We start from the raw sequence: 15,820 nt of genomic DNA, 5'->3' as shown, positions 1-15,820 counted from the left end.
TTATGATTTTCTTTCAAAACGATTTTTATCACGTGTATTAAATTTTTGCATCGTTTGATTAAAACTATCCGTCATATCAATATTTAAAGAATTAGCTAAACAAAGTAATACAAATAGATTATCGCCTAGCTCTGCTTCAATTGTATTATCAGCTTCACTCTCTTTTTTCTTCTTTTCACCATGAAAATGATTGATTTCACGTGCAAGTTCCCCGACTTCTTCTGTTAAGCGTGCCAAATTTGCAAGCGGAGAAAAATAACCTGTTTTAAATTGTGATATATATGTATCAACTTCTTTTTGCATTTCAGAGAGTGATTTGGTCATTTGATGACTTCCTTTCTAAATTCATTCTCTTTTATCTTACATGAAATGAATCGATTTGGGCAATCTATCAAGCTCATTCTCTTTTAAGAATCAACTCAATACGATTTACATGAAATTAAAATGAGTGATTCACTATGCACCATGCATCATGATTTAAAAACAGGTGATTTGAGATTGATGTTATTCCAACTCCCATTCATGGCATAACATTGCTTTATAGCATAAAAAAGAGTTGGAGCAATTTCTCCAACTCTTTTTGCATTCTATTTTATTGATCTGATGAACGCGCGATTAAAATAAATCGTAATAGCTCAGCGACTGCGACTGCTGTTGCTGCCACATAAGTCATAGCTGCAGCTCTTAAAACGCGTCCAGCGTGTTTATATTCTTTTTCATTTACAATGTTTAACTTTTGAATCTGATTCATAGCACGTTTACTTGCATCAAATTCAACTGGCAATGTCACTATTGAAAATAATACAGCAAAAGCCATTAAGAAAATCCCAATCCATAAAGCAGTTGAACCAATTGCCATTTGTAATCCGGTTAACACAATTCCAGCCATAATGAAAATATATGACAATGAACTTCCTAGGTTAGCAACTGGTACTAATGCAGAACGGAATCGTAAAAAGAAGTAACCTTGATAGTCTTGAATCGCGTGTCCGACTTCGTGTGCAGCAATTGCAGTTCCGGCTACGCTAGGTCGACTATAGTTGGCAGGTGACAAAACGACTACCTTATTTTTAGGGTCATAATGGTCAGTTAGAAATCCTTGACCTTCTTTTACTTCCACATCATAAATGCCATTCGCATGTAAAATTTCTAATGCGACTTCTCTTCCCGTCTTGCCACTTGTCGATCTAACTTGAGAATATTTTTCATAGTTAGATTTAACTTGGTGTTGTGCATACATTGGGAGGATCATAAGTATTACAAAATAAATAATTAAAGACATTAAAGACATTATGCTCACTCCTTTAGACTATATTTTACGTGGTACTTCAAATAGGGTCAATCTTTTTACCTTGTCTTGTAAAATAAATCAAAAACAAAATGGAAATGACTGAAAGCCAAAACGAAATGTAACCTATTTGTGTTTCATACTGTGAGAGTCCTCCATATACTGGATATTGATGGAAGACATAATCAATGACATCATTATGAAAGACCCAAATGATACTGACAATCATGCTACATTCGGTAAATTTAAAGAGGGGTAAAAATAAAAAGGCTTGAATTGCCATGATAGCATGCATCATCAGCAGTACAACACCCATCACATAAATCGTTTGGTCATGCACAAATAGAATGATATTCATCAAGACGGCCCAAACACCATATTTAATTAAAGTTACAAAAGCAAGCGCATCGATAACGGCACTCTTTTTATTAACATACAATAGGATAAGTGACACTACTAAAAAAAGTGTTGCTGTTGGACTATCCGGAACAAACGGCCAAAAATACCAAGGTGTCGTAGCCAATCTGGGTTGATACCAAATATAGCCATAAATTGTACCTAAAATATTAAATAAAATGAGGAATAAATATGGCGCTCGATTGTAAATTAACATATTTTGGATTTGCGTCCATAGCATGGTGTCACCTCTCTTAATTAAATGAATTTGACCGTATTAGTCATTCATGTGGCGTAGTTCTAATAAGTTCAAAACGTTTGAAAAATGATGAAAAGCCTCTACATCGTTCATGTTAAGGCTTAAATCGATTTGTGATTGAATAGTGTGAATTAACTGATGCTCAATATTTTTAGATAATTCAATGGTATACATATCTTTTAAGTAATCATGGTTATTGTAAGAAGTAATGATTTGATGTAATAATAGGTGATCCATTCTCTTATCGCGTTGGGATGTATGTCCAAAATGGATTTTTATATCAATAATCCCATCGTGCTGCACGATATTGTGAAAAATCTCGTTTGAATTCATTAAAATCGTATGTGTATCATGATACTTAATTGCAACAAACGGGGCATCTTCAGTTGCAATTTCAAGCGTGGGATGCCCCTGTACAATATGATCAACAAAATGAATGCGTTCGAGTCTTTCGCTATTAGCTCTGATAAGGTTTAAGAGCCAAACGCTAATTCTTGATTTAAATTGATAATGAAATAGCAGATAATCAATAAAGTTTCTTTTTTCGTAATTTAAATGCACTTCATACATGAATCATCACCTTACATTAAACGTTCTTGTTCTTCAATCCATGTTGCATTACCTTTATCTTTCTCAATAAGTGTTTCGAGTATTCCTTTTGCTTGATCTGTCTGACCGACTTCGATGAGATAATAATAGTAATCTTTTAAGAAGTCGATATTTTCTTTATACGTGTCGAAAGCGAGTTCATAAAAATGCTGCGCTTCTTTATCACGTTCTTCTTCTCCAAATGCATATGCCAATTGCCATACAAATTGAGGATCCATATCTTCTTCATTGACGAATTGCACCAACTCAATAATCGCTTCATACTCTTCTTCTTTTCTAAATAAGTCTGCAAGCATCAATAAAGGTTCTTGATAACTTGGGTCAACTTCAAGGGCTTGTTTTAACAATTCGACACCTTCGTTTTGGTCACCATGTTCAATTTGTAGTGCGCCTGTACTATACATTAATTCTTTATAAAATTGGTTGAGTCGTAACCCCTCTTGGCCAATCTCAATGGCATCTGCAAAACTTTTTTCATTTTCATATAATTGTTGTAAATAATAATACCCTTGAATGAAATCCGGATCTTTTTGCAATAAAGTTTTCATGAGTTTAATCGCTTCATGCGTTAAATCATTTTTTTCATAAGCAATTGCTTTTTTCAAGTAGTCTTCAGAATGAAGCTCTTTTTCGTTGATTTCATCAAACCAACGCAATGCATCGGTATAATTACCGCTTTGAAGGCTACTGTCGGCTAATCTAGAAAACAAATTGATACCATTGATTTCATATTCACCACTTTCAAGAACAGTGTCATATTCTCGCGAAGCACGTAAATATTGCCCGTCGAAATAAAGAAGCTCCGCAAGCGCAAAATGTATAATCGGATCCGCAGGTTGCATATCAATCGCTTGTTGTACTTTTTCTATTGCGATATCGACCATACTGATTTGTTGATATAAATCTGCTTCTAACATTAAACGTTCGGGAGTAAGTGGGACTTCGTTTAAATATTCTAAAGCTTCGTCTGTATGATTTTCGGAAATCAATCCATCAATAAAATAAATTAGTACTTCATCTTCATCGGGATACTTCATATAAAGTGTTCTAAAAACTTCAAGACCTTGAGGTGTTAGACCAAAATTGTACAGTGTCTCACCTAAAACGAACAACGCATCATCATCGTCAGATTCCAATGCTTGTTGTACTCGAGAATCAAGCTGATTTAATTTTTGTAGATTGATATCATCGATTAATTTGTAGATGTCTTGCATACTATCCCTCATTTTCTAATTGTTTTAACATAGGTAAGAACCCCGGGAAAGATACGTTTACACTTTCAAATTGATGAATATGTACAGATTGTTCAGTGAGTAATGAAGCAACTGCTAGCATCATACCGATTCTATGATCCGTATGGCTATCGAGATCTGAAAGTCTAGAAACTGTTGAAGGCTCAATGATAAGTCCATCTTCTGTCGGTTTTAATTTTAAGCCAAGTTTACTCAGTTCATTTGCTGTCGTATCAATTCGATTGGTTTCTTTTACCTTTAATTCTTCAGCATCTTTTATGATACTTGAACTTGCAGCTTGTGTACAGAGTAATGCAATCACTGGCAATTCATCAATACAACGTGGGATAAGTGAACCGCCAATTTCAATCCCTTTTAAATGAGGTGTATATTGTACACGAAGGGTCGCTGTAGGCTCAGGTCCGTCCGTTTGTTGCGTTAATGTAAGGCAGCCTCCCATTTTTTGTACAATTTCAATGATGCCATCACGTGTAGGATTGATTCCTACATTGTGTATCGTAATATCACTATTCGGTGTTATTAAGGCAGCAACAATAAGAAAAGCGGCCGAAGAGATGTCACCTGGAACATAAAAATCTCGCGCAACAATGTGGTCAATCCCTCTCGGGGGTAATGTCACTGTTAATTGATTTGTTTCAACAGGAATCTGATAATGGGCAAACATTGTTTCTGTGTGATTACGAGACATTTCTATTTCGTGTATAACGGTTTCTTCATTGGCAAACAAACCCGCTAATAAAATAGCACTTTTAACTTGCGCACTTGCAACAGGCATTTGATAATCTATGCCTCGAACTTGACTTGGCATTACAATGAGTGGTGTATAATTTTCATCAACACCACTCATGTTGATATTCATCTTTTGAAGAGGTTGTAAGATACGATTCATGGGTCTTTTTGCAATCGATGCATCACCTGAAAGCACACTTCTTAACCCCATCCCGCCAAATAATCCTGCTAATAGTCTCGTTGTTGTACCTGAATTACCTGTATATAAACATTGACGGGGTGTTTTAAAATCTTGATACCCTGGTGAATCAATCACTATTTTTTCTGATGTGATAGTCATCTTGACCCCTAGTTTTTCAAATATTTTAGCTGTACGTAAACAATCTTCACCTAACAGAGGTTGATAGATGACTGACTTTCCTTTCGCTAAAGAAGCAAAAATGATTGCACGGTGTGTCATTGATTTGTCTCCGGGGACCGTGATTTCCCCTTTTAGAGGACCTTTTAATGTTATGGTTTGCATTTAATTCACCTCTTTGTGGAGTTGCTTAAGTTGCGTAAATGCTTGATGTAAAATGTTATGATTCACATGGACTGCAATAGGACTGCCGATGTCTTTTAGTAAAACCATGCGTACACCATCAGCGTCATTTTTTTTATCATGTAACATCAACGCATATAACGGTTCAAATTGAAACGACGCGATGATTTCCAACGGATAACCTAATGATTTGAAGTAACGATAATAGTGTTGAAGATTAAACGAAGTGTTGAATAAAATATTTGATACGATAAATTGATATAATATACCAATCATAACGGCATAACCATGTGGGAGTCGATGGTGATATTCCACTGCGTGTCCAAAAGTATGACCTAAATTTAAAAACTGCCGTTGTCCCTTTTCTTTCTCATCTTCAACGACAATTTGTAATTTTGTTTGGATCCCTTGAATTAAGTATGTTTCGATTTGTTTTAAAGATTTGAGCTCTACTTGACTCGGATATTGATTTTCTAATGCTTTTGTTGCATTTTCATTTCTCAATAAAGCATGCTTATAAACTTCAGCATAGCCACTTAATATTTCATTTTCAGGTAATGTCTCTAAAAAGTCTAAATCATATAGCACTGCTTTTGGCCGGTGAAATGCGCCTACTAAATTTTTACCTTGCTTTGTATTAATGCCGACCTTACCTCCGATACTTGAATCGTGTGCCAAAAGTGTCGTAGGAACTTGTATAAAATCTACGCCTCTCAAAAGTGTAGCAGCTAAAAAGCCCACAAAATCTCCTGTAGCGCCACCTCCAATAGCAACAAGACAGGTATTTCGAGTGGGATGATATGATAATAATAACTCTAAGTACTCTTCATAATATGAGAAATATTTGACTTGCTCTCCTGATGGAATCGTGATACACGTCATCGCTTGAGCGGTCACAAGTTGATCGATTTTACTTTTCCAGAGTTGATATACCGATGCATCTACGAAGACGAAAGTGTGCTGATAACTCGAAGTGAATTCGGTTAGCTTGTTTAAGGATGAATGTGCGACAATAATAGGATAATTATTTTGTGCGTATGTGGTTGTAAATTCCAATGTCGATCACCTATTCTTTAAAATGTTTTGTTAAGTTCGCGTCTCTCTGTTACAAGTTGAGCTAAGCGTGCGAAATCATGTGAACCAAATTCTTCTAAAATTGCTTTCGAGATTTCAAAAGATACCGCGTGTTCACAGACGACACTCGCAGCAGGAACAGCACAACTATCTGAACGTTCAATCGTTGCTTTAAATGGTGCTTTCGTATCAATATCTACTGAATCAAGTGGTTTATACAATGTAGGAATTGGCTTCATAACACCGTTCACAATGATTGGCATCCCATTTGACATTCCGCCTTCTAAACCACCAAGATGATTGGAGTCTCTGTAGTAACCTTTTTCCTCTGAAAACAAAATGGGATCTTGTATTTCACTGCCTAACTTTTCACCCGCTTTAAAGCCTTCGCCGAAACTAACACCTTTAAATGCATTAATACCAACGACACTTTGTGCAATACGACCATCTAATTTTCTATCATAATGCACATAACTTCCTATACCGATTGGCATATGGTTTACGATTACTTGTACCACACCACCAATGGAGTCGCCGTCTTTTTTAGCTTGATCGATTTTATCACGGACAGCTTGAGCAATTTGAGAATCAATCACGCGGACATCATTTTGATCTACATTTTCTATAATTGTTTCAATATCATAAAGACCTTGATCTTTAATACCACCAATTTCAACAACACGACTATAAACATCTATACCTAATTGGTTAAGCATTTGCTTGCAAAGTGCCCCCACAGCCACTCTTGCAGCAGTCTCTCGTGCAGATGAGCGCTCTAAGACATTGCGTAAATCACGATGGTTGTATTTCATCCCGCCAACTAAATCAGCGTGTCCTGGACGCGGTTTAGTAATGACACGTTTCATATTGTCTTGCGCTTCTTCTGAGATAGGTTCAGCCCCCATAATATTGCGCCAATGTGTAAAATCATCGTTCTTTATGACAATGGTAACAGGACTTCCTAAAGTATAGCCGTGACGCACACCAGAAACAATTTCAACTGTATCTTTTTCAATTTGCATACGGCGACCTCGGCCGTAACCGCCTTGACGTTTAAACATTTCTTCGTTGATTTGATCGATGTCGATTTTCATATTTGAAGGCAATCCCTCAATAATAACTGTTAATTGCGGTCCATGTGATTCTCCAGAAGTTAAAAACCTTAACATGACTGACACGCCCCCTTAGATTTATATTCCTAATCAATTTGCGATTAATAAATTGAATTTAAAATTCGTATGCCTCATATCATAGCATAAAATAAAAGATAAATTAATACAATTCAGTCTTTTTTGTTTATCGCTTTTAATGACTAAAGTGTAACCCGAAATTCTCTGTCAATATGCCACTTTTTAATCGTAGTATTGAAGTGGCTCTGTATGAAGTGCTCCGTTCAAAGTTTCACAGTTTAAATAAATTCGAATTGATGGAAATGGCAAAATGATGAATCGCGCAAAAACAAACTACTTTTACTCGAACACAAATGTATATCATAGAAGGAAGATGTATCAACAGCTATCTATATGTTTGAAAGACACAAAAAGAATACTGGCAGATACTGATAAGGCGCATATCCAAAAGAGAAACCCGAGATGATTTCGTTGTTTTCACGAAAATCTCGGGTTCTTAATAATTAACCTTCATACAACCAAGTTTCATCTGGTGTATGATATGTACTGATTTCTTCTTCGTTAAACCATAAAGCAATTTCTCGTTCTGCAGATGCGACAGAGTCTGAGCCGTGGATGACATTACGGCCAACAGTCAAGCCTAAATCTCCTCGAATTGAGCCTGGTGTAGCTTCAGATGGATTTGTGCTACCGATAATGTGTCGTGCGACTGCAACAGCATTTTCTCCTTCTACAACCATTGCGAATACAGGTGCTGAAGTAATGAAAGAAACTAATGAAGAATAAAATGGTTTCCCTTCATGTTCTTGATAATGTGTTTCTGCAAGAGATTTAGAAACTGTCATCAATTTGGCACCTACAAGTTTTAAACCTTTTTGCTCAATGCGCTGTACAATTTCACCTATTAATTTACGTTGAACAGCATCTGGTTTAATCATTACAAAGCTTTTTTCCATGTTGAGATATCCCCCTGTGTATTTATATTACAAGAATATCCTATCATTAGTTTGAAGCGCTTTCAACAACAAACTTATCTAATGCATTCTGTTTTGGAGTCGTTTAATTAATTTTTTAAAATGCGGTGTAATGTCACTTTTAGGCAAAGTATCGAGTAGGCTTGTCGCTTTATCCAAATATTTTTGACTAATATCTAGTGATTGTTGAATGACATCAGAATTTCTAATTTGATTGATACACCACTCAAAATCAGCAGTATCGGACTGACGATTTAAAGTCACAACTTTTTCTTTAAACGTCGGATTGTTTCTCATTTCCAATAAAACAGGAAGCGTCATATGTCCATTGCGCAAATCACTTCCGACGGGCTTCCCTAATTTTTTCTCTGTACTCGTAAAGTCAAGCACATCATCAATAATTTGAAAGCTCATCCCGATATTATGGCCAATATTGCGCATTTTTCTTACAGTTTCAGTATCGGCTTCAGCTGTCATTGCACCAACTTCAGTTGCTAACTGGATCAACAATGCTGTTTTACGATTAATACGTCTTAAATAATTGGTCATTGATTGTGTGGCTCTAAATTGATCTTGAAATTGAAACAACTCACCTCGACAAACTTCAATAATGGCTTCTGAAAGCGTTAGATGGATGCGATGATCTTCAATTTGAGATAAGTGTTCTAATGCACGGGCAAGCAAAAAGTTTCCAGTCAATATGGCTGTAGGTTGATCCCACTTTTTTTCAATCGTCAACTTCCCTCTTCTTTTGTCGCTTAAATCAATCACATCATCATGTACAAGTGTTGCCATATGAATAAGTTCGAGTGATGTCGCTACTTGGTAAGCAGCTGTGTTAGCAGGATTTTGACCAACATAACTGCTTAAAATGACAAAAAGAGGTCGAATACGCTTGCCACCAGAGGATAGGAGGTGATTAGCAGCATTTTCAAGTGTTGAATCATCCGATTGAATCAACTGCTTTAAAGAGTTTTCAATTTTTTTAATTTCTTGATTCAAATTTATTTTTGACATGCATAATCACCTTTTAATTATTTCGATTTCGGTTTGTATGCTAAATGCATAGCTGATACACCACCGGTAAAACTGCGCACTTTAACATTTTGGAAATGCACTGATTCGAAAAGACCTTTTAATTTTTTACGATCTGGAAAATCAAATGCTGATTGTTGTAACCATTCATACTCTTGTTTTGATTTGGCGAATATTTTACCGAATAATGGCATTACAAATTTAAAATACATTTTATAAACTTGTTTAAATACTGGAATAGTAGGTTGACTTGTTTCTAAACATACGACCATGCCCCCTGGTTTAAGGACACGATACATTTCAGATAAAGCTTTAGAATAATCTGGAACGTTTCTCAATCCAAATCCGATTGTGACGTAATCGAAAACATTATCATTAAAAGGGAGTGCCATTGCGTCGCCTTGTACTAGACGAATGTTATCCATATGGGCAGTCTTTTCTTCACCTACTTTTAACATGTTTTCACTGAAATCAAGTCCTGTGACTTCACCTTCTGGACCTACAGCCTTGCTCAACGCAATTGTCCAATCAGCAGTACCACAACACACATCTAATGCTTTTGAACCAGGCTTTACGTTCATTTCTTTCATCACTTTTTTACGCCATACTTTATGTTGTTCAAAACTAATGATGTTGTTTAATCGATCATATTTACCGGATATATTTTGAAACACCTCATGAACATGGGCTTTGTTTACATTGTTTTTTGCCATTTTAGAAACCTCATTTATTCTTTAATATAATTTTGGAGTTGGTTAATCGTCTCTTCAATCTCAGTCGTATCAAAATCGATGAGATAGGTTAAATGTTGAATTTCAAGATGATTAATCAGGTAGGCACGAAGAGTATTAAATTCAGTTTCTTTGCTGAATCGGTCAATTAGAACTTTAATTAAGAGGGTTTCAATCGTAATGATTGTCTCCAAAAATTCTTTTTGGCTTAGCGCTTTGCCTTGATGTTGTATGAATGATTTCAGTTCATTTATTTTAACAATCGCCTGACTCATTTTAAGTTGAAAATGAACATCTTTTAAATCCGCTATTAATTGATAATAGTGGGCACTCATTAAATCACCTATTAAAATTGCATCCCGTTCATAATGATAGAAGCTAATCCGATCTAAATGCTTCATCGATGTATCAATTGAAAGGCATGCAAGTTTCGCATTTAAAGGGACTGATAACTGATCTAACAAATGACTTAATGGTTTATTAATATGTATATTATCTGGTTGATTCAATTGATTCAGTCGATTATCAATTTGTCGTTGTAAATACGTTAAAGTATTCTCCATATGCCCCACCTCTATTTTTAATCACTCTCTATCTTAACACTATCATTCAAAAATTTAAATCTGAATTACTTTTCTATAAGAGATATTGAAGTTTTGAGATGGTTGTATTGTGAAAAGATATGGAAAATTACTTTAATTAAAGCAAAAAGCCCTATAAAGGGCTTTTTTACTTGTAAATAATTGAATTATTTCACTGCATCTTTCAATGCTTTACCTGCTTTGAAAGCTGGAACTTTACTTGCAGGAATATCAATTTCTTTACCAGTTTGAGGGTTACGTCCTTTACGTGCAGCACGTTCACGTACCTCAAAGTTACCGAAACCGATTAGTTGTACTTTTTCACCTTTAGCTAGTGTTTTTTGAATTGATTCAAAAACAGCATCAACTGCTTGACCAGCTTCTTTTTTAGTAAGTTCAGCTTGATCAGCAACAGCGTTGATTAAGTCAGTTTTGTTCATGTCAATTCACCTCCTCAAAGGTTATGTAATGATAATTCAATTATCATTATGGTATGACTTTAACACAACGCCATACAAGACTGCAACGATTTATATGCGAAAAACGTTGATTTAATCGCATTTTGTTAAATTTTAGAGATTTATGACTAAAATGACACACTTCAAGGAAAGTTATTCTGATTTTTTAGTTCTTCCCATTAAGGCTTTTACTGCGCGTTCAACAGGTTCATCCTCGAACAGTACACGGTATAACGCCTCAGTGATTGGCATCTCCACTTGTACAGCGTGAGATAAATGATACACAGATTCAGTTGTATAAACACCTTCGGCAACCATATTCATTTCACTCATAATTTCTTTCAACTTTTTCCCCTTACCGAGCTGATAACCTAATGTGAAGTTACGAGAATGTGTTGAAGTACAAGTCACGATTAAATCTCCAATGCCTCCTAAACCTTGGAAAGTAAGAGGGTCAGCTCCTAATTTGACACCCAGTCTTGTTATTTCAGCAAGCCCTCGTGTCATTAAAGCTGCCTTTGCATTATCGCCAAAGCCCATACCGACTAATACACCACTCGCAATCGCAATAATATTTTTCAAAGCGCCTCCGAGTTCTACGCCAACTAAATCATCATTCGTATAAACACGTAAATAGTCAGTCATAAAAAGGTCTTGGATACATTTACGTAACTCAGAATCACTTGATGCAGCTGCGACAGTTGTAGGTTGTTTAATAACGACTTCTTCAGCATGACTCGGTCCTGATAGAACACCAATGCCAGCATTATATTCAGGAGAAATCGTGTCTGCTAACATTTCAGATACACGCTTAAATGTCTCGTTTTCAATCCCTTTCGTAACGTGGATAAACGATTTTCGAGTCGTTAACAACCCATTGACTTGTGTCATTACCTCTCGGATAGCCTTTGTGGGTAAGGCAACAAGGAAAATATCTGCATGATCAATTGCCGCTTCGATATTTGTTGTCGCCTTAATATAGTGATTTAATTCCACGTTTTTCAAATAATTATGGTTAGTATGATGTGTGTTAATCTCTTCAACTGTTGATAAAGTTTTACCCCACATGAGTGTGTTATGGCCATTCTCTGCTAGAACATTTGCTAATGCAGTACCAAAACTACCTGTACCAAACACGGTAATGTTAGTCATATAAACCCCTCCGATTTAGTTTCGTTTTCGAGCAATAATGTGAACAGGCGTACCTTCAAAACCGAACGCTTGTCTAATTTGATTTTCAAGGTAACGTTTGTATGAGAAGTGTAATAATTCAACATCATTCACAAACACCACAAATGTTGGTGGCTCAATAGCGACTTGTGTAGCATAAAATACATTCAGTCTGCGGCCTTTATCCGTAGGTGTTGGATTCATTGCAATGGCATCTGTAATAACTTCGTTCAGCGTTGAACTTTGTACACGTTTTTTATGATTTTCACTTGCTTCGTTAATAAGCGGGAATAACGTGCGTAAACGCGTACCTTCTTTAGCAGATACAAAAGCGATTTGTGCATAGTCTAAAAATTGGAAGTTTTGTCTAACATCATCCATAAATTTTTTCATTGTTTTACTGTCTTTTTCTAATGTGTCCCATTTATTGACAACGATTACGATAGCTTTTCCTTCTTCGTGTGCGTAGCCCGCAACACGTTTGTCTTGTTCAATAATGCCTTGTTCTGCATCGAGTACTACAAGGACGACATTAGAACGTTCAATTGCTTTCAATGCACGTAACACTGAATATTTTTCAGTAGATTCGTAGACTTTACCTTTTTTACGCATACCTGCCGTATCAATTAATACATATTCTTGACCTTCATAGCTGTATGCAGTATCAATAGCATCACGTGTTGTTCCTGCAACATTAGAGACGATAACACGATCTTCACCAAGAATCGCATTGATTAAACTAGACTTACCCACGTTAGGTCTTCCAATTAATGATAATCGTATCGTGTCTTCATCATATGGATCTTCTTCCTCAGGTTTAAAATGTTTTGCGACCTCTTCTAATAAATCTCCAAGACCAAGTCCGTGTGAGCCCGAAAGTGGGAATGGTTCTCCAAATCCAAGGGAGTAAAAGTCATAAATATCATTGCGCATTTCATGATTATCTACTTTATTGACAGCCAATACGACCGGCTTTTTTGATTTATATAGCATCTGTGCAACCATTTCATCACTTTGAGTGATACCTTCACGCACATTGACCATAAATATAATGACATCTGCTTCATCAATCGCAATTTCGGCTTGTGCGCGAATTTGTGTTTGAAAAGGTGCATCCCCTATTTCGATACCGCCAGTATCAATAATATTAAATTCGTGTGTTAACCAATCGCCACTTGCATAAATACGGTCACGTGTCACACCAGGTGTATCTTCTACGATGGACACACGCTCGCCGACGATGCGGTTAAAAATAGTAGATTTTCCAACGTTAGGACGACCAACGATAGCAACTACAGGTTTCGTCATGATTGTTCTTCCTCTCTATTAATATCTTTATTATTTTAACATATCCATGTAAGCGCATCGACTACAAGCACTATGCTAAATACAACAATCGTATTATATCATGTGAAGTAATGGATATAAATGGAACGTATCACAGTCTTTTTCACTTCATTAATGCATCCAAAGAAAAAGAGTAAAGTACAAGTCAATTGTAATTGCTTAGACTCATACTTTACTCCACGAATACAGACGAATGCATCAACACATATCTGATTAATGATTCATGTTGACGCATTGTAATCTCAATAAATTTATATTATAAATTTAAGTCTTTAAGTTTATCTCCAAAAACATCTCCTAATGTAGGATTGTTTTCATTTTCATCAGTTGATTGTTGCGTGTATTGTTGTGTTGTTTCCTCTGAAGCTTCTTCAGTTTCCTCTTTAGGTAAGGCCGCTTTGATTGATAATGAAATACGTTCTTCTTCAGGATTGATACCTAAAATTTTAACTTGAACTGTTTGTCCAGGCTCAAGTACTTCACCAGGTGTGCCAATATGCTTGTGGCTGATTTCAGAGATATGAACAAGGCCTTGTAAACCGTGATCGATTTCAACAAAAGCACCGAAAGAGGCTAAACGCATAACTTTACCTTCTACAACATCACCTTCACTATATTTTTCTTGAATTGTTTCGAAAGGACTAGGTAAAGTATCTTTAATTGAAAGTGAAACACGTTCAGAATCTTGTTCTACAGAACGAACTTTCACTTTTACAGTGTCGCCAATTGTAACGACTTCTTCAGGTGTTTTTACATGCTCGTGAGATAATTCAGATACATGGACTAAACCATCTACGCCACCAAGATCGATGAAGGCACCAAAGTTTGTTAATCGTGCTACTTTTCCTTCGATAATGTCGCCAGCTTTAATAGATTTTAAAAGTTCTGCTTTTTTCTTTTCATTTTCTTCTGCTTCTACTGCTTTGCGGCTTAAGATGACACGATTTTTTTCAGGTTCAAGTTCTTCAACTTTAAGTTCAAGCACCTTACCTTCATAATCTGAGAAATCTTCAATGTAATCAGTTGAAATTAACGATGCAGGAATGAATCCTCTTTGACCAACATCCACAACTAAGCCACCTTTAACAACTTCTGTTACTTTAGCCTCAATTGTTTCGTTGTTATCTAATTTTTCTTGTAAGTACGCATAAGATTTCTCTTCTTCTAACTTGCGTTTAGAAAGGATGTAACTTCCTGTTTCATTTTCCTCATCGATTTCAATTTTAGTAACATATGCACCGATTTCATCTCCAACTTTAACAACTTCATTCGCGTTGTCCACGTGATAAGTTGATAGTTGGCTAATAGGAATAATGCCGTTAAATTTTCCACCATTTACATGTACAACAACGTGTTTGTCTTCAATTTGCTGTACTTCACCTGTAATCTTATCGCCTTCCTTAATGTCATTAATCATTGATTCATTGAATTCTTCAGTCATCATGAATGCCTCCTTATACTACTACATAATAATAACTTCTTATAAAAGCGTTGAATTGTCAAGAAATTTAGATAAGTTTGAATAAAATAATTCAAACTTTATTTACTAGCGCTATAATTCGATTTGTGACTTCTTCAATGGATAATCCTGTTGTATCAATTTCTACAGCGTCAGCTGCTTTTTTTAATGGTGAAATTTCACGATTCATATCATAGGCATCTCTTTCGGCAATATCTTTTTTTAATTGTTCAATTGAAGATACAATCCCGCGTTCTTGGTTATCTTTGAAGCGGCGCTCAGCACGCTCTTCTACAGATGCAATCATATATACTTTTACTTCGGCATCAGGAAGAACAGTTGTGCCAATATCTCGGCCATCCATAACGATGCCTTTTTTAGCCGCTAATTTTTGTTGTGCTTGTACTAAAAACGTACGCACTTCTTTAATTGAAGCAACATAGGATACTTCTTGCGTAACATCATTTTCTCGTAGAAAATCAGTGACATCTTCATCATTTAAATAGACACGCTGCCCTTTTTCTGGATCATATGCAAGATTTAAATCAATTTGATCCATCATTTTGTCAAAATGCACAATGCGATCCTTATGTTGTAAGTAATAATAAGTAATCGCACGATACATAGCCCCTGTATCGACGTACACCATTCCGAGTTGTCCTGCAACTCTTTTCGCTATAGTACTTTTACCAGCAGCTGCTGGTCCATCTAATGCAATATTTATCGCTGTCATTTGTTACCTTCCTTGTCGTTTGTTTAACATTATTTTATCATAAGAATGGATGG

General features: G+C 35.9%; 17 protein-coding genes. All 17 read right to left on the bottom strand.

What is annotated here, in order from left to right:
* A complete protein-coding gene (locus tag MUA40_RS06555) occupies positions 1 to 324 on the bottom strand; it encodes a nucleotide pyrophosphohydrolase (protein WP_016425100.1) in 324 nt (107 codons plus the stop codon).
* Between the two features lie 268 nt (positions 325 to 592).
* A complete protein-coding gene (locus MUA40_RS06550) occupies positions 593 to 1,291 on the bottom strand; it encodes a zinc metallopeptidase (RefSeq protein WP_016425101.1) in 699 nt (232 codons plus the stop codon).
* A gap of 37 nt (positions 1,292 to 1,328) precedes the next feature.
* Positions 1,329 to 1,925, bottom strand: a complete 597-nt coding sequence (locus MUA40_RS06545; protein WP_016425102.1) for a DUF1405 domain-containing protein — start codon at positions 1,923 to 1,925, stop codon at positions 1,329 to 1,331.
* Positions 1,926 to 1,961: 36 nt separating this feature from the next.
* Positions 1,962 to 2,513, bottom strand: a complete 552-nt coding sequence (locus MUA40_RS06540; protein ID WP_016425103.1) for a YpiB family protein — start codon at positions 2,511 to 2,513, stop codon at positions 1,962 to 1,964.
* A gap of 11 nt (positions 2,514 to 2,524) precedes the next feature.
* On the bottom strand, positions 2,525 to 3,766 hold the full coding sequence (locus MUA40_RS06535) for a tetratricopeptide repeat protein (RefSeq protein WP_016425104.1): 1,242 nt from the start codon (positions 3,764 to 3,766) through the stop codon (positions 2,525 to 2,527).
* A 1-nt stretch (position 3,767) separates the two neighbouring features.
* Positions 3,768 to 5,057, bottom strand: a complete 1,290-nt coding sequence (gene aroA, locus MUA40_RS06530; RefSeq protein ID WP_016425105.1) for a 3-phosphoshikimate 1-carboxyvinyltransferase — start codon at positions 5,055 to 5,057, stop codon at positions 3,768 to 3,770.
* Positions 5,058 to 6,131 carry a 3-dehydroquinate synthase gene (gene aroB / locus MUA40_RS06525; RefSeq protein WP_126496533.1) on the bottom strand — a complete coding sequence of 358 codons (1,074 nt, stop codon included), beginning with the start codon at positions 6,129 to 6,131 and terminating at the stop codon, positions 5,058 to 5,060. It abuts the gene before it with no gap.
* A 17-nt stretch (positions 6,132 to 6,148) separates the two neighbouring features.
* Positions 6,149 to 7,318: a chorismate synthase gene (aroC, locus tag MUA40_RS06520; RefSeq protein WP_016425107.1), complete on the bottom strand. Its 1,170-nt coding sequence runs from the start codon at positions 7,316 to 7,318 to the stop codon at positions 6,149 to 6,151.
* Positions 7,319 to 7,782: 464 nt separating this feature from the next.
* Positions 7,783 to 8,235 (bottom strand): nucleoside-diphosphate kinase, encoded by a 453-nt coding sequence (ndk, locus tag MUA40_RS06515; protein ID WP_016425108.1) that lies wholly within the window; start codon positions 8,233 to 8,235, stop codon positions 7,783 to 7,785.
* Positions 8,236 to 8,313: 78 nt separating this feature from the next.
* Entirely contained in the window at positions 8,314 to 9,270 is a 957-nt protein-coding gene (locus tag MUA40_RS06510; RefSeq protein WP_016425109.1) for a polyprenyl synthetase family protein, read from the bottom strand.
* 17 nt (positions 9,271 to 9,287) lie between these two features.
* The gene (locus tag MUA40_RS06505) at positions 9,288 to 10,001 is read right to left on the bottom strand and encodes a demethylmenaquinone methyltransferase (protein WP_167732776.1); all 714 of its coding nucleotides are present in this window, start codon (positions 9,999 to 10,001) and stop codon (positions 9,288 to 9,290) included.
* 14 nt (positions 10,002 to 10,015) lie between these two features.
* The gene (locus tag MUA40_RS06500) at positions 10,016 to 10,582 is read right to left on the bottom strand and encodes a heptaprenyl diphosphate synthase component 1 (protein ID WP_016425111.1); all 567 of its coding nucleotides are present in this window, start codon (positions 10,580 to 10,582) and stop codon (positions 10,016 to 10,018) included.
* A gap of 185 nt (positions 10,583 to 10,767) precedes the next feature.
* The gene (locus tag MUA40_RS06495) at positions 10,768 to 11,040 is read right to left on the bottom strand and encodes an HU family DNA-binding protein (RefSeq protein ID WP_016425112.1); all 273 of its coding nucleotides are present in this window, start codon (positions 11,038 to 11,040) and stop codon (positions 10,768 to 10,770) included.
* A 171-nt stretch (positions 11,041 to 11,211) separates the two neighbouring features.
* Entirely contained in the window at positions 11,212 to 12,210 is a 999-nt protein-coding gene (locus tag MUA40_RS06490) for an NAD(P)H-dependent glycerol-3-phosphate dehydrogenase (RefSeq protein WP_016425113.1), read from the bottom strand.
* A gap of 15 nt (positions 12,211 to 12,225) precedes the next feature.
* Positions 12,226 to 13,536, bottom strand: coding sequence for a ribosome biogenesis GTPase Der (der, locus tag MUA40_RS06485; RefSeq protein WP_016425114.1), 1,311 nt, complete (start codon positions 13,534 to 13,536; stop codon positions 12,226 to 12,228).
* A gap of 295 nt (positions 13,537 to 13,831) precedes the next feature.
* Entirely contained in the window at positions 13,832 to 15,016 is a 1,185-nt protein-coding gene (rpsA, locus tag MUA40_RS06480) for a 30S ribosomal protein S1 (RefSeq protein ID WP_037559132.1), read from the bottom strand.
* Positions 15,017 to 15,107: 91 nt separating this feature from the next.
* Complete coding sequence (gene cmk / locus MUA40_RS06475) at positions 15,108 to 15,767, bottom strand: (d)CMP kinase (RefSeq protein WP_016425116.1); 660 nt, start codon at positions 15,765 to 15,767, stop codon at positions 15,108 to 15,110.
* Positions 15,768 to 15,820: the final 53 nt, after the last annotated feature.

This window comes from Staphylococcus schleiferi (genome assembly GCF_025558325.1).
GTDB lineage: Bacteria > Bacillota > Bacilli > Staphylococcales > Staphylococcaceae > Staphylococcus > Staphylococcus schleiferi.
The sequence above is the reverse complement of the archived record's forward strand: the minus strand, read 5'-3'. Positions and strand labels throughout refer to the sequence as shown.